The organism is Nocardia sp. NPDC087230, assembly GCF_044744725.1.
Classification (GTDB): domain Bacteria; phylum Actinomycetota; class Actinomycetes; order Mycobacteriales; family Mycobacteriaceae; genus Nocardia; species Nocardia canadensis.
Window position 1 is genome coordinate 104,608 of sequence record NZ_JBIUYV010000008.1, and the last position, 17,543, is coordinate 122,150.

The window sequence follows — 17,543 nt, forward strand, 5'->3', positions numbered from 1 at the left end:
AGGCGCAGCATGGCCGCACGGCAAGGCGAACCCGGATATTTCGCCGACGATTCGATGATTCGACGGGTGATGAGCAAGCGGGCGGTGGGGCTGACCTACGGCGTCCGGGCGCTGGTGATCGGCGCGGTGCACCCGCTGCTGTTCGTCGGCACCAGCGAGCACACCGCGCACCGCGCGACGCCCTACACCCGGCTGGCCATCACCGGTGCGCTGTTCGAGGCGGTCTTCCTCGGCAGCAAGGCCGAGGCCGACCGTGCCCTGGCCTTCACCCGGCGCAAGCACGAGAAGGTGGTCGGCGCCCTGCCCGAGGACGCGGGCGCGCACTATCCGGCGGGCACCGCCTACGCCGCGCACGATCCGCACCTGATGTTCATGACCATGGCCTTCACCTTCGACTCCGCCGAGGCGATGTACGACCGGCTGGTCCGCGAACTCACCGCCACCGAACGCGAGGACCTCTATCAGGACTACGTTCGCTGGGGCGAGCTGTTCGGCATGCCGCGCGAGGGCGCGCCCGCCGACTACCCGGCCTTCCGCCGGTACTTCGACGACTACCTGAACTCGGCCGAGCTGTTCCTCACCGAGGAGGCCGATCTGGTCGGCTCGTACCTGGCGGGCCATCGCAAGGCCTATCGCCTGCGCCCGCCCGCCGAGCAGGTCGGCTCGGCGCTGTATCTGCTGGTGCAGGGCAGCCTGCCCGCCCGGATCCGGGACATGTACGGCATCGAGTGGGGGATCGCCGATCAGCTGGCCTACGGCGCGCTGTGCCGGAGCCTGCGGACCGCGCACGTCGCCCCGCCGCTGGCGCCCCGGGTGCTGGCCGGCGCGCTCGCCGGGCCGAGCACGCCCTCCTATCAGCTGCTGGCCCGCCGCGAACAGCGGATGGTCAAGGCGGGCAAGCCGAGTATGCCCGGCGTCGATCCGCGCAACTGGGTGCAGCGAAATGCCGCGGTATGACCGGCGGGCCCGGAGGCGGTAGCGCAGTGTAACCACGCAGGGCCCTCGGGGCGCACCGCCCGACAAAACGGTTTGAGCGTCATGGAAAGATCGGGGGCATGTCCAGTCCTGCCCCGGCCGCGACGGCCGAACGCAAGCAGCGGGTGCTGTCGGGCATCCAGCCCACCAGCGACTCCTTCCACCTCGGCAACTACCTGGGTGCGCTGCAGTACTGGGTGACCATGCAGGACGACTACGACGCGCTGTACTTCATTCCGGACATGCACGCGATCACCGTCAGCCAGGACCCCAAGGCGCTGCGGGCCCGCACCAAGGCCGCCGCCGCCCAGCTGCTCGCGCTCGGCATCGACCCGAAGAAGTCCACCCTGTTCGTGCAGAGCCAGGTGCCCGAACACGCCGAGCTGGCCTGGGTCCTGAGCTGCATCACCGGTTTCGGTGAGGCCAGCCGGATGACCCAGTTCAAGGACAAGTCGGTCAAGCAGGGCGCGGAGAACGCGACGGTCGGCCTGTTCACCTACCCGGTGCTGATGGCCGCCGACATCCTGCTCTACCGCCCGCACCAGGTGCCGGTCGGCGAGGACCAGCGCCAGCACCTGGAGCTGACCCGAAACCTGGCCCAGCGCTTCAACACCCGCTTCAAGAAGACCTTCGTCGTGCCGGAGCCGCACATCGTCAAGGGCACGGCCAAGATCTTCGACCTGCAGGATCCGACCGCGAAGATGAGCAAGTCGGCCGCCACCGACGCGGGCCTGATCAACCTGCTCGACGATCCGAAGGTCACCGCGAAGAAGGTCAAGTCGGCGGTCACCGACACCGAGCGCGAGATCCGCTACGACCCGGAGCACAAGGCGGGCGTGAGCAATCTGCTGGTGATCCTGAGCGCGCTCACCGAAACCCCGATCGTCACCCTGGAGGAGAATTTCGCGGGTAAGGGTTACGGTGATCTCAAGGCCGACGTGGCCGACGCGCTGGTCGAATTCGTCACTCCCGTCCAGCAGAAGGTGCAGGAATACCTCTCGGATCCGGCCGAATTGGACCGGATCCTGGCCTCGGGTGCCGAGCGGGCACGCGAGATCGCAGGCAACACACTGGCGCAGGTGTACGACCGGGTGGGCTTCCTGGCTCGCTGACCCGGTGTGCGCCTGCGGTTTCGGCCGAAAGGGCGCGTGCCATGCAGCTCGTCGACAACATCTCGGCTGCGGTCGAGAAGCAGATCGGGCGCAGGCCCTGGCTGGATCATCTGGTCAGGGCCGGCGGTCGATTCCAGCGGCAGCGCGGTGACTACTTCGCCGCGGGCATCACGTACTTCACTGTGCTGTCGCTGTTTCCGCTGCTGATGGTGGCGTTCTCGGTGGCCGGTTTCATCCTGGCCGGGCAGCCGGAGCTGCTCGCCCGGCTCCAGGAGAGCGTCGTGGAGAACATCCCGGGCTCCTTCGGCACCCAGATCAACGACCTGATCGATCAGGCGATCCGCTCGCGCGGCACGGTCGGTCTGCTCGGTCTGCTCGTCGGTCTGTATACCGGGCTCGGCTGGATCGCGAATCTGCGGGCCGCGCTCACCGAGCAGTGGGAGGTGCAGAGCCCCGAAAGTCCGTGGTGGCGTAGCAAACTGTCCGACCTCGGCGCGCTGATCGGCCTCGGCCTGGCGTTCGTGGTCTCGCTCGGGCTCTCGGCGCTCGCGTCGAGCGGGCTCGGCGCGCAGCTGCTCGCGCTCATCGGCGCCGATCATCTGCCCGGCGCGCCGGTGGTACTCGCGGTGGTGTCGATCGCGCTCGGTCTGCTCGCCTCGTGGGCGGTCTTCGCCTGGATGATCGCCCGCCTGCCGCGCGAGCCGGTCTCGCTGCGCAGCGCGGCGCGCGCGGCGGCGCTGGCGGCGATCGCGTTCGAGATCTTCAAACAGATCGCCGCCATCTACCTGCAGATGGTGCTGCGCAGTCCGGCGGGCGCGACGTTCGGCTCCATCATCGGTCTGATGGTGTTCAGCTACACCACCTACCGCATCCTGCTGTTCGCGACCGCCTGGGCGGCGACCTCGTCGGACAACGAACGCGATGCCGAGGTGGCGCCGCCGAACGCGGTGGTCATCCGGCCGCGCGTGGTCGATCGCGGCATGTCGACCGGGGCGGGCGCCGCCTACTTCGGCGCGGGCGCGGTCGCCGCGCTGGCGCTGCTGGTGTTCGGCAGGCGCCGCTGACTCAGCGCCTGCGCCGGTAGCTGCGCCGCGCCCACAGCAGCAGCGCCAGCACCACGATCGGCCCGCCGATCAGGGTCGCCACCCGCGCGGCGTGGTGTGGCTGCTGTTCGGGTTGGGCCTGCGTCCCGTCGGCGCGCGGCGGGGGCGTGGCCAGCGGCACGCTGGGATGCACTGCCGCGCTGCCGGACTCGGGCAGCTTGCCGATCCGGGCATCGGCGTCGAGCGCGAAACCGTAGTCGAGCAGCCGGGCCGCCTGTTCCCACGGCCGGATCGGGCGCACGTCGGCCTTGAGCAGGGTGACGACCAGCCGGTGCCCGTCACGCTCGGCGGCGGCGACGAAGGTCTGCCTGGCGTCGTCGGTGAAGCCGGTCTTGCCGCCGATCGCGCCCGCGTAGTTGTAGAGCAGCTGGTTGTCGTTGGCGATCGGGAAGCCGGGGTGGTCCTTGTCGTCGGGGATCTTCGGATCGGCCGGGTAGCCGGGGAAGTCGGCCTGCTCGGTGTGGATGAGCTCGGCGAACAGCGGGATGCTCATCGCCTCGCGGAACAGCACCGACAGGTCGTAGGCCGAGGTGCTCATGCCGGGGCCGTCCAGGCCGGACGGGGTCGCGGCGCGAGTATCCAACGCGCGCAAAGACTTCGCCACGTCGTTCATCTTGGCCACGGTGGCTTTGTCACCGCCGAGCTGGGTGGCGATCGCGTGCGCGGCGTCGTTGCCCGAGCACATGATCAGCGCCTGCATGAGCTGGCGGTTGGTGTAGCGGCCGCCGGGCCCGATGCCGACCCTGGTGCCATCGACGTCGGCGTCGGCCTGGGTGCCGATCACGGCCTTGTCCAGGTCGAGAGTGCGCAGCGCGACGATCGCCAGCGCCACTTTGATCGTGCTGGCGGGGCGGTAGCGCCCGTGCGGGTCCTTGCCCGCGAGCACGCGCCCGGTGTCGAGGTCGGAGACCATCCACGCGGTGGCCGAGATGTCGGCGGGCAGGGGCGGGGCGCCCTTGGGCAGCACGACGCCGCATTCGCTCATCCGGTCGCCGCCGATCGGGGCATCGGGCACCGGTAGCGCGCTCGGCGTCGGCTCGCCCGGCTCGGGCACCTCGGAGGCGTCGATCGGGGCGGGCGGTCGCGTCTGCTGCGGGCAGTCGTCGGTGTTCGGCGTGGTGAACGGGGGTGTGGTCGTCGTGCTCGGTCCGCTGCTCGGTGGCGCGTCGGAACCGGGGACGGCGGTGGCGGCGGGGGCGCAGACCAGGGTGGCGGCGATCGCGGCGGCGCCGAGGGAGCTGGCGGCGCGGACGCCGAGTTCGCGGATCTTCATCGCCACAGAGAGTAGCGAGCCCGCCGGGCGCCGGCGCAGCGGCCGGTGGCAAGTCTTGACATGATCTACTAAATGAGAGTTACTAGCAAATGACTGTAACTTTCATTCTGGAGGAGATATGCGGACGGAATCCCCCCGCCGCTGGCTCGCCCTCGGCGCCCTCGCCCTGGCGATGCTCACGATCGGCCTCGACGTCACCGTGCTGACGGTGGCCCTGCCGACGCTCGCGGTCGACCTCGACGCGAATACCTCGGCGCTGCAATGGTTCAGCAGCGCCTACACCCTCGCGCTGGCCGCGCTGATGCTGCCCGCGGGCGCGCTGGGCGACCGCTACGGGCGCAAGAAGGTGCTGCTCGGCGCGCTCGTCGTGTTCGGACTGGCCTCACTGGCCTGCGCGTTCGCCGGCTCGGCCGGGCAGCTGATCGCCGCCAGGGTCGCGCTCGGCGTCGCCGCCGCGGCCATGATGCCGCTGTCGATGGCGGTGCTGCCGGTGCTGTTCACCGAGCCGGCGCAGCGTCAGCGTGCGCTGACGATCTGGGTCACCTCGACCGCCGTCGGCCTGCCGCTGGGGCCGATCCTCGGCGGCTGGCTGCTGCGGCACTTCTGGTGGGGCTCGGTGTTCCTGATCAATGTGCCGCTGGTGGTGCTCGGCGCGCTGGCGGTCGCGACCCTGGTGCCGGAATCACACGGCGACACCGGCTTTCGCATCGATCTGCTCGGCGCCGCGCTCTCGGCCGCGGGCATGCTCGGGCTGACCTACGGCTTCATCCGGATCGGCGACCGGGACTGGGCCGATGCCCTCGGCTGGCTCGCGGTGGCCGGTGGCGTCGTCGCGCTCGGCGCGTTCCTGTGGTGGCAGCGGCGGTGCGCGCACCCGCTCATCGATGTCGGCCTGTTCGCCGCTCCCGGTTTCCGCTGGGGCACGGCGTTTTCCATCCTCGTCAGCTTCGCCATGTTCGGCATGTTCTTCACCGTCCCGCAGTACTTCCAGGCGGTACTCGGCGTCGACGCGCTCGGCAGCGGCCTGCGACTGCTGCCGATGATCGGTGGCCTGGTGCTCGGCAGCAGGTTGGTCGACCTGCTGCTACCGCGCCTCGGGGTGCGCGTGGTGCTCACCGCCGGCTTCCTGGTCCTGGCGGGCGGGATCGGGCTCGGCGCGCTGACCAGGGTGGACAGCGGCTACGGGCCGACCGCCCTGTGGACGACGGTGCTCGGCGCGGGCATGGGTCTGGTCATGCCGGCGGCGATGGGCCTGGCGATGGGGGAGCTCACCGCCGCCCGCGCCGGTTCGGGTTCGGCACTGCTGCAAGCACTTCGGCAGGCGGGCGGCACCATCGGCGTCGCCGTGCTCGGCACGGTGCTGGCCACCACGTACCGGACCGAACTCGGCGCGCTGAACCGGGAGCCGATCTCCGACGGGGTCAACGCGGGCGTGGCTGTCGCACACCGGACGGGCGATCCGGCGACGCTCGCCCAGGTGCAACAGGCCTTCGTCGCCGGCATGAACACCATGCTCGGGGTATGCGCCGCGCTGTGCGTGGTGGCGGCCGCCGCGGCGGCGCTGGTACTGCGCGAGCGGGCGGCGGCACCGGCTGTCGCGCCGGATACGGCAGAATCGATGCATGTCGGTTGAGATGTCGCTGCGCGAGCGGAAGAAGGAGCGGACCCGCCGCACCATCCGGGTCGAGGCGTTCCGGCTGTTCCGGGAGCAGGGCTACACCGAGACCACGGTGGAACAGATCGCGGCGGCCGCCGAGATCTCGCCCAGCACCTTCTTCCGCTACTTCCCGACCAAGGAACAGCTCGTCATCGCCGACGACCAGGACGCGCTGATGATCGAGGCGCTGGCGGCGCAACCGCGCGGCCTGCATCCGCTGACCGCCTTCCGCAACGCCACCTCGGCGGTGTTCTCGGGCATGTCGCCCGCGGACATGGCCTTCGAGCAGGAACGGCACGCACTGCTGTACCACGTGCCGGAGCTGCGTCCGGCGATCGGCCTGGAATTCCAGCGCAGCATCGAATTGGCGGCGCAACTGCTGGCCGAATACACAGGCAGACCCGCCGACGATTTCGAGGTGCGGGTGGCCGCCGGCGCGATGATCGGCACCATGCTGGCCATCGTGACCACCACGCCGGTCAACGCCGACAATGTCGGGCACGCCCTGCGCTTCCTGCAGGCGGGGCTGCCGTTCGGTCCGGATGACGCACCGAACGGCAGCGACCGGAGCTGACTACTCGCCCTTGCCGTGCTGCACGGGGCAGCCGTGGGCCAGCGGGCCGAGCAGCTTGTTGTTGTCGTAGAAGTGCTCCAGCTCGAGGATGCGCAGGTCTTCGCTGACCCGGGCGATGGTGACGCCGAACATCTCGATCTGCTCACCGGTGGGCTGGTGGCCCTTGTACTCGCCCTCGTACTTGCCCCAGTGCCGCCAGCGGAAGCTCACGGTCGGCGGGCCGGACAGCACCTCGATGACCTCCCAGAAGAAGCCGCCGGGAAACGCGGTGTGGAAGACGTGGTGCGAGGACTCGAAAGTCTCGTTCGCCGCCTCGTAGTACGGGTTGTCGCCGATCAGGATGTTGTAGCTGCCGATCCGGGCGAATTCCTCGGCATCCTGCCATTCGCCGCCGTTGACCCGGCCGCGGTACTGCTCGGCGACCACCGACAGCCAGGTGGCCGGATCGCCCTTGTGCGAGACCTCCATCTCGAAGACCTTCACCAGGTCCTCGACGATCGCCTCGAGCGAGCCGGGGGCGTGCTCGGTGGTGCGCTCGCGCGGGATCACCTCGTGGCTGAGTTCGTAGTCCGGGACGTTGCCACGCCATTCCGTCGGTGCCGCCGCGGCGATCACCGCTTCGCGGCCCTGCAGCCACAGCGGGGCCTCCGGCTCGGGATTCTGCTCGGCTTGCGTATCTGTCACATCCACAGTCATTTTCGGTCTACCCGACCCTTTCGGAAAAGCTCGTAGAACCGGTCGAAGGTAACAGCGACCGCTCCGCCGCGCCTGCCGCGTCTCAGCAGATGAGAATTGCGAAATGTTGAACTGTGTTCTGTGACAACGTTTTCGGAAACGCTATGAGACGGCGTGCGGATGGTGTCCGAGTCTGGCGGGTGTCTCGTCGTCCATGGTCGCGAAGAATTCGCCGAGCACGCCGACGATCTGAGCCACCGAGTCCGCGCAGAACAACACCGGCTGGTAGTGGGTGATGTCGTAGTCGATGGTGCCCATCGCCGCGACGTCGAGCGGGCGTAGCCGGGCGTGCCGGAATTCGTCGATCTCGCCGAAGGAGGACAGCAACCCGGCGCCGTAACAGCGGATCTCGTCGCCCTCGCGGACGACGCCGAACTCCATCGAGAACCAGAACACATCGGCCAGGAATTTCAGCGCCGTCTCGGTCTCCAAGCGCGCCACCGCGGCGCCGACCGTCTCGTAGAGCGCGGCGAATTTCGGGCTCGCGATCTGGTTCGCGTGGCCGATGATCTCGTGGATCGCGTCGGGCTCCGGGGTGTAGAGCGGGGCCGAGTGGTGACGGATGTATTGGGTGGAGTGGAAGGTGCGCTCGGCGAAGGAACCGAAGAACTCGCGCAGCGGGACCAGTCCGGCGGCAGGCACGTAGCTGAAGCCGGTCAGCGGCGCGAGCAGCCGCGACACCTCGTCCAGCTGCGGGATGTGATCGCGCGGCAGGTCGAGCGCCGCCGCTGCCTCGCGCACCTCGCCGCACGCGTAGATCTCGTGCTTGCGGGCCAGCTCGGCCGAGGCGATCCGCCACACCCGCTGCTCGTCGTCGGTGTAGTCGATCCGCGGAATGGGGGAGCCCGGCTGGTAGTCCAGCGCCATCGCGGCGATGGCGTTGCGGCGAGCGCGGTAGTCGCTGTCGTCGACGCCGGGATGATCCGCGCTCAGGTGCACAGTGACATCGCCGTCGCGCTCGCGCGTGACCGGGGAGTACAGCTGCGCCTCGGTGAACATGCCTCCAGGCAAGCACCGCGCGTTCCCGTCGACAACAACGACGCGCACAACTGCGCAAACTGCACAGTTCTCGTGGCGAAAGGCCGCTGTTTCCGGCGATCATCAGGGTTTTCTGCGCGCTTGCCTGCACGCGATCGCGAGGTTCCCGATCGGTTGCTGTGCGGGCTTGCGAACGCGGGTATTCGGTAACGACGCGGTGAATCGGCCGACGCGTCCGGCGCGAATAACGCAAGATTGCGATCGACGAAGGAGGACGATTGCGATCCCTGCGGATAGATCTCGATCAGCACCTGCTGGCTGCGGCGGCCGACATCATGGGCACCGCCGACAGCAACGCGACCGTCAACGAGGCGTTGCGGCGCATCGTCGTGCACGAGCGTCAACTACGCAATCTCGAACGGCTGATGGCCGATTCGATCTTCAGCACCCCACGCGAGGACGAGCGCGACGCGATGCTCGCCGCGGACGCGGTCGCCGAAGGATAGCTCGGGGCGAATGTGTCGGTACCCGCTGGGATCATCGGTCTCGTCGCCGATCCGCAGGGGGAACGATGTCGGTACCGATCGCGAATCTGCCCGTCGCCCAACGCCCGCGTGAGCGCTTGCTGCTGCTCGGCCCGCACGCGCTCAGCGATGTCGAGTTGCTCGCGCTGCTGCTCGGGCAGGGCACGCGCGGGCAGTCCGCGCTCGAGCTCGCGGCGCACCTGCTGGGCGAGTACGGCGGATTGGCCGAGCTGGCCGCCGCCCGGCCGGAGGAACTGGCGCGCAGGGCGGGCATCGGACCCGCCAAAGCGGCGAGGGTGATCGCCGCGTTCCATCTCGGCACCCGGTCGCGCACCAGCGAACCGGTGCCGCGGCTGCGCACCCCCGCCGACATCGCCCGCGTCGCGGTGCCGCTGTTCGCCGGCGCCAGGGTCGAACGCCTGCTCGTCCTGATCTGTGACACCCAGCATCGCCTGCGCCACCGCGCCTTCGTCGCCGAGGGCGCCATCGACCACGTCGCCGTCCCCGTCCGGGAGATCCTCAACACCGTCCTGCGCCATGACGGCCGCGCCTTCGCCGTCGTCCACAACCACCCCTCCGGCGACCCCACCCCCAGCACCGACGACCGCCGCGCGGGCACCCTCCTGTCCCGTGCCGCCGACATCGTCGGCCTGCGCTACCTCGACCACCTCGTCATCGCGGGCGACTCCTGGACCACCGCCCCGCCCCTGGACTGACTCCCTACTGCTCGATGTCGGCGGCGCGGAGGCGGGACAGGGCAGTGGGGTCGGGCCAGTGGCGGGCTTCGAAGCGGATGGGGTCGAGGGTGGGCAGGGGAGTGAGGCCGAGGATCTCGACGACGGTGGGGAAGGGGACGGTGCAGACGAGTTCGACCTCGTCGTTGTCGTCGCGGCGCAGGAAGCGCACGACGTCGGTCTCCGGGAGCAGGTATTCCACGCCCTCGCCCCAGACCACCGAGGTGAAGGCGCCGTCGGTGGACTCCTCGTAGTTGACCGCGGCCGCGTAGGCGGGGGCGATATCGAGGTCGGGCAGTTCCAGATATTCCTCGAACATGGTGTTCAGATGGTCTGTCTGGATGCTGTATTCGGTCGCGGCCAGGCCCGCGCGCGCCCGCAGCGCCAGCGGCATCGACGGGTGCGGGCCCGCCTCGTCGAAGGGGACGACCGTGCCGTGCTCGTCGACCGTGTAGCCCTGCGGCGACACCGGGCGGGCCGCGTCGCGGTACTGCTGCTCGATCATCTCGAACACCTCGACCAGCAGCTCCGGATCGTCGGGAACGACCAGCAGGGAATCGTTCTCGGCGATGAACGCCACCGGGCGGGCCGCCCCGCCCGCGTACCCGGCCAGCCAGCCCGGCACCAGCAGCCAGGAGGCGCAGTAGGAATCGCCGTCATCGACGAAGCGCAGGATCTGTAGTTCGGCCGGGGAGCCGGGCTTGCTCAGCGCCAGGAGATTGTCGCGCGCCGCGGCGAAGACCTGCTCGGCGTCGACACCCCAGGACGCGACCTGCTCGACGGACACGAACGCCCGTGTCCGCGGCAGATCGACGACGATCACCTCGTCGATGAACGGGAACGCCGCGCGGTGCAGCGGGCGCGGGCCGTCCTGGCCCAGCGTCACCGGGCGCAGCACCGAACGCAGCATCGGGCGCACCGAATCCCAGTCTCCCGGTACGTCGTCGGAACCGGTCATCGCCGCGACGAAGGCGGTGACCCGTTCCTCGCTCTCGGCGGGGCCGAGATGGCGGCACTCACGAAAAATGTTGTCCAGGAAGATCACCCGGCCGTCACTGTGCTGCACGCTGAAATCCTCGGCCGAGTACTCGGCATCACCGATCCCGTGCGCCCGCACACTCGCCAGCACGGTTTCCACGAACTGCTCGCGTTCCATCGCCGCTTCCCTCCCCATCCGGTCGGCTCTGGACTCGATCTTGGCCCACCGCACCGACAGAGTCGAGCCGTCGGCCGGGGATAGACTGCGTGAGCAGGCTCGATGGATCGAGGTGGCCGTCATGCCCAGCCCGCCCGGCGGTGTCCGCGTGGTGCGCGTGGGCGAGGTCGGCCTGGAGGTGATCGTCGGCGGCCGCGGCGCGCCCCTCGTCCTGATCCAGACCGGGCTGCTCGCCGAAGAATGCGCGCCGCTGGCGGCCGCACTCGGCGGCGAGTTCACCACGGTGCGCTACCACCGCCGGGGCTACGCGGGCAGCGATCCTGTCACCGGTCCCGGCTCGATCGGCCGCGACGCGCGCGACTGCGCGGCCCTGCTCACCGCGCTCGGCATCGACGCCGCGCACGTGCTCGGGCTCTCCTACAGCGGTGCCGTCGCCTTGCAGCTGGCGGCCGACGTGCCGGAGCAGGTCCGCTCACTGACCCTGATCGAGCCACCACCGGTCCACAATGCCGAATTCCGTTCCGTCACTACCGAACTCCATCGCGCGTACCGGGACGAAGGCGGCGCGGTAGCCTTGGACCGTCTGATGCGCATCATCAGCGGGCCGGGCTGGCGCGAGCTGCTGGACCAGCAGCTGCCCGGCGCCGAGAGGCAGGCGGCGGCCGACGCGGGCACCTTCTTCGCCACCGATCTGCCCGCGCTGTTGAGCTGGTCGTTCACCGCCGCGGACGCGGCCCGGGTCCGGGCGCCGGTGCTCTACCTCGGCGCGACGGCGAGCGGTCCGTGGTTCGCCGAGGTCGCCGAGCTGATCACCACCTGGTTCCCGCGAGCCGAAACAGTGCTGCTCGCCGGGGCCGACCACGGCCTCGCTCTCACCCACACGGCCGACCTCGCCGCGGCGATCACCGCGTTCGCGGCCGAGCGCTGATCATCGGTCGGCGAAACCGGTGGTGCGGGCCAGGTCGGCCAGCATGGCGTCGAACATGATCTCCGGATCGGCCAGCGGAATCGGGTAGTTGCCGAACACCTCGAGGGTGACGTGGCCGAAGAGCCGAGCCCAGATCTGCACCATCAGATAGGTGACGCCCAGGTCCAGCTTCTCGGCCGGGAACTTCTGGCCGGACTCCGAGAGCATGGCCAGCAGATCGGTCTGGAAGGCGACGAGGTCCTCGCGCAGCGCGGCCGGGATGGTCTCGCCGGGCGGGGTGGCGATCTCGAAGCTCACCAGCAGCCTGCCCGCCGCGGCGAGGAAGATCCGGCCGAAGGGCTCGTCGAAACGGCGCATCATCGACCGGCCCGCGGTGGGCGAGGCGAACACCAGGGTGAATTCCCGGGGATTGGCCAGCGCCCACCGCCGGAAACCGCGGCAGATGGCCAGGAACTGCGCCGCGCCGTCGTCGGGCAGCACCGCGATCTCGGCCGAGAGGAACGCGGCCAGGTCGGTGCAGAACTCCACCCGCAACCGCTCGATCAGCTCGTCGCGCGAGGCGTAGTGCCGATAGAGCGCGGGCGCGGTGACGCCGAGCTCGCGGGCGATCGCACGCAGGGTGACCGCGTCCGGGCCCTGGGCGGCCAGCAGCGCCCGGGCGACCCGCCGGATATCGGCATCGGTCACCACGGGCGCGCGGCCACGCGCCTTTCCCGTCACCCCGCCACCCCCTCGATCATGGTTCGGTTCAAGCGTATTCGACCTCCCAGCGCTTGATGCCGTTGAGCCAGCCGCTGCGCAGCCGCACCGGGTCGGCGACCTGGCGCAGGTTCGGCATCGCGTCGGCAATGGCATTGAACATCAGGTCGATCTCCAGGCGGGCCAGATTCGCCCCGACACAGTAGTGGGTGCCGGTGCCGCCGAAGCCGACGTGCGGATTGGGGTTGCGCAGCACGTCGAACTCGAACGGGTTGGCGAAGGCTTCCTCGTCGAAGTTGGCCGAGCTGTAGAACAACCCGATCCGCTGGCCCTTCTCGATCTGCTGTCCGCCCAGTTCCAGGTCGCGGGTGGCGGTGCGCTGGAACGCGGTCACCGGGGTCGCCCAGCGCACGATCTCGTCCGGCGCGGTGCGCGGGCGCTGCTCCTTGTAGAGCTCCCACTGGGCGGGGTTGTCGACGAAGGCCTTCATGCCGTGGGTGATCGAGTTGCGGGTGGTCTCGTTGCCCGCGACGGCGAGCAGGATGACGAAGAAGGCGAACTCGTCGGAGCCGAGGTGCTCACCGTCGACATCGGCGTTGACCAGCTGGGTGACGATGTCGGCGGCGGGACAACCGCGGCGTTGCTCGGCCATGTTCCAGGCGTAGCCCATCACCTCGGCGGTGGCGGTGTGGTGGTTGCCCTCGAACTCCGGATCGTCGTAGGAGATCATCTGGTTGGTCCAGTCGAAGATCTTGCGGCGGTCCTCCTGCGGCACGCCGAGCAATTCGGCGATCGCTTGCAGCGGCAGCTCGACGGCCACCTGTTCGACGAAGTCGCCGCGTCCCGCGCGCTTGGCGTCGAACACGATCCGTTCGGCCCGCTCGGTGAGCGCGGCGCGCAGGTTCTCCACCGCGCGCGGGGTGAACCCCTTGGACACGATGCGCCGGATCTTGGTGTGCTGCGGCGGATCCAGGTTCAGCATGAGCATGTTGCCGAGCATGTCGATCTGCTCGCGGGTGGTCTCCTCGTTGAACCGGATGATGGCGGTGTTCTCGTGCGAGGAGAAGTCGTCGGGGTTCTTCGAGATCTCCTTGATGTCGGCCAGCTTGGACACCACCCAGTAGCCGCCGTCGTCGAACCCGCTGGCGCGGTCCGGCTGGGCGCACCACCAGACCGGCGCGGTCCGCCGCAACTCGGCGAACTCCTCGATCGGCAGTCGGCTGGCGAGCAGGTCGGGATCGGTGAAATCGAACCCCGCGGGGATGTTGGTGCTGGTCACGGCTATCTCCTCCGGTCCGGTGCGCGGACGTCACAACGTGATGTGGAACACGTTCTCGACGATGTAACCACGTCCGACCCGTTTATGAACAGCGTTTAGTAATACCTGTTTACAAAATGTGTCGAGGAGATTCGCGCGGTTCGCCGACCGCGACCGCCGCCCACTCGGCAAGATGGCCGCGTGGACCTGCCGTTTCTGCGCGCGAACCCGCATCTGCTGCCGACCTTCCTCGCGCACCAGCGCCTGCGTACGACGCCCGTGCCGGGCGGCTCGATCAGCGTCGCCGAGCGGATCGTGCTCGACGACGGGACCCATCTGTTCCTCAAGACCTGGCCGGGTGGCGCGTCCGCCGCGCCGACGGCGGCGGCCACCGCCGCGCCCGCCGGTCTCTTCGCGGCCGAAGCGGACGGTCTGCGCTGGCTGCGCGAGGCGGGTGGGGTCGCGGTGCCCGAGGTGTACGCGGTCACCGAGGAACTGCTGCTGCTGGAGTGGATCGAGCACGCCGAGCCGAGTCCCGCCGCCGCCGAACGCTTCGGGCGCGAGCTCGCCACCACCCATCGAGCGGGCGCGCCCTGCTTCGGTGCGGCGGTGTCACCCCACGCCGCCTCGCTTGATGCCGGGCGAGGCGGCGTCGGACCGGCCGGATTCCTCGCGGGCCTACCCCTGGACAACACCCCGGGCGACGACTGGCCGACCTGGTTCCGCGAACGCCGCATCCTGCCGTACCTGAGACTCGCCGTCGACGCGGGCGGCCTGGACGCCGCCGACGCGGCACTGGTCGAATCGATCCGCATCGAGGCGCCGGACGAACCCCCGGCCCGCATCCACGGCGACCTCTGGCCCGGCAACGTCCTGTGGAGCCGCGCCGACACTCCCTGGCTGATCGACCCCGCCGCCCACGGCGGGCACCGCGAAACCGACCTGGCCACCCTCACCCTGTTCGGCGGCGCTCCCCACTTCTCCCGAATCGTCGCCGCCTACGACGACACCTACCCACTGGCCCCCGACTGGCGATCGCGCATCCCCCTCCACAACCTGCCGCTACTCCTGGTGCACGCGATCCTCTTCGGCCGCGCGTACCGCACCGCCGTCCTCGACGCGGCCGCTCCCTATCGCTGAAACAAGACGCGGCCGTCCGGTGCCCGCAGTCCGGTCTCCGATCGACCCGGTGCGGACCGTGCGGACGGACTCGTGGCGAATCCTGGCGTCCGTGAACGACGAAGGCCGCCTCCATCGAAAGATGAAGGCGGCCTTCGCCGAGACCGGGGGAGATCAGCGGGTGAAGAGCAGGGCCCGCTTGACTTCCTGGATGGCCTTGGTGACCTCGATGCCGCGGGGGCACGCGTCGGTGCAGTTGAAGGTGGTGCGGCAGCGCCACACGCCCTCGACGTCGTTGAGGATGTCGAGACGCTCGCGGGCGCCTTCGTCACGGCTGTCGAAGATGAAGCGGTGGGCGTTCACGATCGCGGCCGGGCCGAAGTAGCTGCCGTCGCTCCAGTACACGGGGCAGGAGGTGGTGCAGCAGGCGCACAGGATGCACTTGGTGGTGTCGTCGAAGCGGGCACGGTCGTGCTGGGACTGGATGCGCTCGCGGGTGGGCTCGTTTCCCGAGGTGATCAGGTACGGCTTGACGGCACGGAACGCGTCGAAGAACGGCTCCATGTCGACCACGAGGTCCTTCTCCACGGGCAGGCCGCGGATCGGCTCGACGGTCATGGTGAGGGTCTTGTTGCCCTTGGGCAGCAGGTCCTTCATCAGCACCTTGCAGGCCAGCCGGTTCACACCGTTGATCCGCATCGCGTCCGAACCGCACACACCGTGGGCGCAGGAACGCCGGAAGGTGAGGGTGCCGTCCAGGTAGGACTTGATGTAGATCAGCACGTTGAGGAAGCGGTCGGTCGGCAGGACCGGCACCTGGAACGAATCCCAGTACGCGCCCTTGTCGTTCTCGGTGCTGAACCGGGCCACCTTGACGGTGACCATGACCGAGCCCTCGGGAACGGGCGCCGGCTTCTGTGTGGTGGGTTCGGCTACAGCAGTCATCAGTACTTACGCTCCATCGGCTCGTAGCGGGTCTGCACCACCGGCTTGAAGTCGAGGCGGATCTCGGAGATGAGCTCCGGACCCTCCTTGTAAGCCATCGTGTGCCGCATGAAGTTGACGTCGTCGCGGTCCGGGTAGTCCTCGCGGGCGTGGCCGCCACGCGATTCCTTGCGGTTGAGCGCGCCGACGACGGTGACCTCGGCCAGCTCGAGCAGGAAGCCCAGCTCGACGGCCTCGAGCAGGTCGCTGTTGTAGCGCTTGCCCTTGTCCTGCACCGTGATCCGGGTGTAGCGCTCCTTGAGCGCGTGGATGTCGGTGAGGGCCTGCTTGAGGGTGTCCTCGGTGCGGAACACGGCGGCGTTCATGTCCATCGTGTACTGCAGCTCGGTGCGGATGTCGGCCACGCGCTCGTTGCCGTGGTCGGACAGGATCAGCGTCAGCCAGTCCTGCACCATCTGCGCCGGGTTCTCCGGCATCTCGACGAACTCGGTGCGCTGGGCGTACTCGGCGGCCGCGATGCCGGCGCGACGGCCGAACACGTTGATGTCGAGCAGCGAGTTGGTGCCGAGCCGGTTGGCGCCGTGCACGGACACACACGCGCACTCACCGGCGGCGTAGAGGCCGGGGACCACGTCGGTGTTGTTGCGCAGCACCTCGCCACGGATGCGGGTGGGGATACCGCCCATCACGTAGTGGCAGGTCGGCATGACCGGCACGAGCTCCTTGACCGGGTCGACGCCCAGGTAGGTGCGCGCGAACTCGGTGATGTCGGGGAGCTTCTCCTCGAGCACGTCCTCGCCGAGGTGGGTCACGTCGATGTAGACGTAGTCCTTGTTCGGCCCGGCGCCCCGGCCTTCCAGCACCTCGAGCACCATCGAGCGGGCGACGATGTCACGCGGCGCGAGGTCCTTGATGGTGGGGGCGTAGCGCTCCATGAAGCGTTCACCGGAGGCGTTGCGCAGGATGCCACCCTCACCACGAACCGCCTCGGAGATGAGGATGCCCAGGCCGGCGAGGCCTGTCGGGTGGAACTGGTGGAACTCCATGTCCTCGAGCGGCAGGCCCTTGCGGAACACGATCGCCATGCCGTCACCGGTCAGCGTGTGCGCGTTCGAGGTGGTCTTGTACATGCGGCCCGAGCCGCCGGTGGCGAACACGATCGACTTCGCGTGGAAGACGTGGATCTCGCCGGTGGCCAGCTCGTAGGCGACGACGCCGGTGGCGACGGGGCCACGCTCGGTGTCGGTCATCACCAGGTCGAGCACGTAGAACTCGTTGTAGAACTCGACGTCGTGCTTGACGCAGTTCTGGTACAGCGTCTGCAGGATCATGTGACCGGTGCGGTCGGCGGCATAACACGCGCGACGCACGGGCGCCTTGCCGTGGTCACGGGTGTGGCCACCGAAACGGCGCTGGTCGATCTTGCCCTCGGGCGTGCGGTTGAACGGCAGGCCCATCTTCTCCAGGTCCATCACCGCGTCGATGGCCTCCTTGGCCATGATCTCCGCGGCGTCCTGGTCGACCAGGTAGTCACCACCCTTGACGGTGTCGAAGGTGTGCCATTCCCAGTTGTCTTCTTCGACGTTGGCCAGCGCGGCGCACATGCCACCCTGGGCCGCGCCGGTGTGGCTGCGGGTCGGGTACAGCTTGGTCAGGACCGCGGTGCGAGCCCGGGGACCGGCCTCGATCGCCGCGCGCATACCCGCGCCACCGGCGCCGACGATGACGACGTCGTAGCGATGCTCCTGAATCGGACGGGATTCACTCATGCGA

At 69.2% G+C, this 17,543-nt stretch carries 17 protein-coding genes; 9 read left to right on the forward strand and 8 right to left on the reverse strand.

Annotated features, from left to right (window positions below):
• The first annotated feature begins 9 nt into the window (after positions 1–9).
• The 3 genes from ACIO52_RS24755 (at position 10) to yhjD (ending at position 3,151) form a co-directional block, all read left to right on the forward strand.
• Positions 10–957 carry an oxygenase MpaB family protein gene (locus ACIO52_RS24755; protein WP_402647123.1) on the forward strand — a complete coding sequence of 316 codons (948 nt, stop codon included), beginning with the start codon at positions 10–12 and terminating at the stop codon, positions 955–957.
• A gap of 98 nt (positions 958–1,055) precedes the next feature.
• Complete coding sequence (gene trpS, locus ACIO52_RS24760; protein ID WP_218717671.1) at positions 1,056–2,087, forward strand: tryptophan--tRNA ligase; 1,032 nt, start codon at positions 1,056–1,058, stop codon at positions 2,085–2,087.
• Positions 2,088–2,128: 41 nt separating this feature from the next.
• Complete coding sequence (gene yhjD / locus ACIO52_RS24765; RefSeq protein ID WP_218717672.1) at positions 2,129–3,151, forward strand: inner membrane protein YhjD; 1,023 nt, start codon at positions 2,129–2,131, stop codon at positions 3,149–3,151.
• A 1-nt stretch (position 3,152) separates the two neighbouring features.
• On the opposite strand, the gene ACIO52_RS24770 is transcribed toward yhjD, so the two are convergent.
• Positions 3,153–4,463 carry a D-alanyl-D-alanine carboxypeptidase family protein gene (locus ACIO52_RS24770; protein WP_402647127.1) on the reverse strand — a complete coding sequence of 437 codons (1,311 nt, stop codon included), beginning with the start codon at positions 4,461–4,463 and terminating at the stop codon, positions 3,153–3,155.
• Between the two features lie 118 nt (positions 4,464–4,581).
• Here ACIO52_RS24770 and ACIO52_RS24775 point away from each other — a divergent pair, with 118 nt between their 5' ends.
• Together ACIO52_RS24775 and ACIO52_RS24780 are read left to right on the forward strand one after the other, a co-directional pair.
• Positions 4,582–6,096: an MFS transporter gene (locus ACIO52_RS24775; protein ID WP_402647129.1), complete on the forward strand. Its 1,515-nt coding sequence runs from the start codon at positions 4,582–4,584 to the stop codon at positions 6,094–6,096.
• A complete protein-coding gene (locus tag ACIO52_RS24780) occupies positions 6,086–6,694 on the forward strand; it encodes a TetR family transcriptional regulator (RefSeq protein ID WP_255587495.1) in 609 nt (202 codons plus the stop codon). The genes ACIO52_RS24775 and ACIO52_RS24780 overlap by 11 nt, the downstream gene beginning before the upstream one ends.
• Here ACIO52_RS24780 and ACIO52_RS24785 read toward each other — a convergent pair whose 3' ends face one another.
• Both ACIO52_RS24785 and ACIO52_RS24790 read right to left on the reverse strand, forming a co-directional pair.
• On the reverse strand, positions 6,695–7,378 hold the full coding sequence (locus tag ACIO52_RS24785) for a SnoaL-like polyketide cyclase (protein WP_308248434.1): 684 nt from the start codon (positions 7,376–7,378) through the stop codon (positions 6,695–6,697).
• A 153-nt stretch (positions 7,379–7,531) separates the two neighbouring features.
• Positions 7,532–8,428 carry a phenylalanine 4-monooxygenase gene (locus ACIO52_RS24790; protein ID WP_402647133.1) on the reverse strand — a complete coding sequence of 299 codons (897 nt, stop codon included), beginning with the start codon at positions 8,426–8,428 and terminating at the stop codon, positions 7,532–7,534.
• Positions 8,429–8,685: 257 nt separating this feature from the next.
• Here ACIO52_RS24790 and ACIO52_RS24795 point away from each other — a divergent pair, with 257 nt between their 5' ends.
• Entirely contained in the window at positions 8,686–8,913 is a 228-nt protein-coding gene (locus ACIO52_RS24795; protein ID WP_218717677.1) for a type II toxin-antitoxin system VapB family antitoxin, read from the forward strand.
• A 65-nt stretch (positions 8,914–8,978) separates the two neighbouring features.
• Complete coding sequence (locus tag ACIO52_RS24800) at positions 8,979–9,647, forward strand: RadC family protein (RefSeq protein WP_402647136.1); 669 nt, start codon at positions 8,979–8,981, stop codon at positions 9,645–9,647.
• A 4-nt stretch (positions 9,648–9,651) separates the two neighbouring features.
• Here ACIO52_RS24800 and ACIO52_RS24805 read toward each other — a convergent pair whose 3' ends face one another.
• Positions 9,652–10,821 carry a hypothetical protein gene (locus ACIO52_RS24805; RefSeq protein ID WP_218717679.1) on the reverse strand — a complete coding sequence of 390 codons (1,170 nt, stop codon included), beginning with the start codon at positions 10,819–10,821 and terminating at the stop codon, positions 9,652–9,654.
• 121 nt (positions 10,822–10,942) lie between these two features.
• Between ACIO52_RS24805 and ACIO52_RS24810 the strand changes: the two genes are divergently transcribed.
• Positions 10,943–11,749 carry an alpha/beta fold hydrolase gene (locus ACIO52_RS24810; RefSeq protein WP_402647139.1) on the forward strand — a complete coding sequence of 269 codons (807 nt, stop codon included), beginning with the start codon at positions 10,943–10,945 and terminating at the stop codon, positions 11,747–11,749.
• Here the strand turns inward: ACIO52_RS24810 and ACIO52_RS24815 are convergent, their stop codons facing one another.
• Together ACIO52_RS24815 and ACIO52_RS24820 are read right to left on the reverse strand one after the other, a co-directional pair.
• Positions 11,750–12,469, reverse strand: a complete 720-nt coding sequence (locus ACIO52_RS24815; protein WP_218717681.1) for a TetR/AcrR family transcriptional regulator — start codon at positions 12,467–12,469, stop codon at positions 11,750–11,752.
• A 28-nt stretch (positions 12,470–12,497) separates the two neighbouring features.
• Positions 12,498–13,727 (reverse strand): cytochrome P450, encoded by a 1,230-nt coding sequence (locus tag ACIO52_RS24820; RefSeq protein WP_218717682.1) that lies wholly within the window; start codon positions 13,725–13,727, stop codon positions 12,498–12,500.
• A gap of 180 nt (positions 13,728–13,907) precedes the next feature.
• Between ACIO52_RS24820 and ACIO52_RS24825 the strand changes: the two genes are divergently transcribed.
• Complete coding sequence (locus ACIO52_RS24825) at positions 13,908–14,846, forward strand: fructosamine kinase family protein (protein ID WP_218717683.1); 939 nt, start codon at positions 13,908–13,910, stop codon at positions 14,844–14,846.
• Positions 14,847–14,999: 153 nt separating this feature from the next.
• Here ACIO52_RS24825 and ACIO52_RS24830 read toward each other — a convergent pair whose 3' ends face one another.
• Positions 15,000–15,770, reverse strand: coding sequence for a succinate dehydrogenase iron-sulfur subunit (locus tag ACIO52_RS24830; RefSeq protein WP_218717684.1), 771 nt, complete (start codon positions 15,768–15,770; stop codon positions 15,000–15,002).
• Entirely contained in the window at positions 15,770–17,539 is a 1,770-nt protein-coding gene (gene sdhA, locus ACIO52_RS24835) for a succinate dehydrogenase flavoprotein subunit (RefSeq protein WP_255587496.1), read from the reverse strand. Before sdhA ends, ACIO52_RS24830 begins: the two co-directional genes overlap by 1 nt.
• Positions 17,540–17,543: the final 4 nt, after the last annotated feature.

Coding starts and splice junctions, on each gene's coding strand:
- ACIO52_RS24755 (WP_402647123.1), top strand. CDS start 10: ATGGCCGCACGGCAAGGCGAACCCGGATATTTCGCCGACGATTCGATG.
- trpS (WP_218717671.1), top strand. CDS start 1,056: ATGTCCAGTCCTGCCCCGGCCGCGACGGCCGAACGCAAGCAGCGGGTG.
- yhjD (WP_218717672.1), top strand. CDS start 2,129: ATGCAGCTCGTCGACAACATCTCGGCTGCGGTCGAGAAGCAGATCGGG.
- ACIO52_RS24770 (WP_402647127.1), bottom strand. CDS start 4,463: ATGAAGATCCGCGAACTCGGCGTCCGCGCCGCCAGCTCCCTCGGCGCC.
- ACIO52_RS24775 (WP_402647129.1), top strand. CDS start 4,582: ATGCGGACGGAATCCCCCCGCCGCTGGCTCGCCCTCGGCGCCCTCGCC.
- ACIO52_RS24780 (WP_255587495.1), top strand. CDS start 6,086: ATGTCGGTTGAGATGTCGCTGCGCGAGCGGAAGAAGGAGCGGACCCGC.
- ACIO52_RS24790 (WP_402647133.1), bottom strand. CDS start 8,428: ATGTTCACCGAGGCGCAGCTGTACTCCCCGGTCACGCGCGAGCGCGAC.
- ACIO52_RS24800 (WP_402647136.1), top strand. CDS start 8,979: ATGTCGGTACCGATCGCGAATCTGCCCGTCGCCCAACGCCCGCGTGAG.
- ACIO52_RS24805 (WP_218717679.1), bottom strand. CDS start 10,821: ATGGAACGCGAGCAGTTCGTGGAAACCGTGCTGGCGAGTGTGCGGGCG.
- ACIO52_RS24810 (WP_402647139.1), top strand. CDS start 10,943: ATGCCCAGCCCGCCCGGCGGTGTCCGCGTGGTGCGCGTGGGCGAGGTC.
- ACIO52_RS24830 (WP_218717684.1), bottom strand. CDS start 15,770: ATGACTGCTGTAGCCGAACCCACCACACAGAAGCCGGCGCCCGTTCCC.
- sdhA (WP_255587496.1), bottom strand. CDS start 17,539: ATGAGTGAATCCCGTCCGATTCAGGAGCATCGCTACGACGTCGTCATC.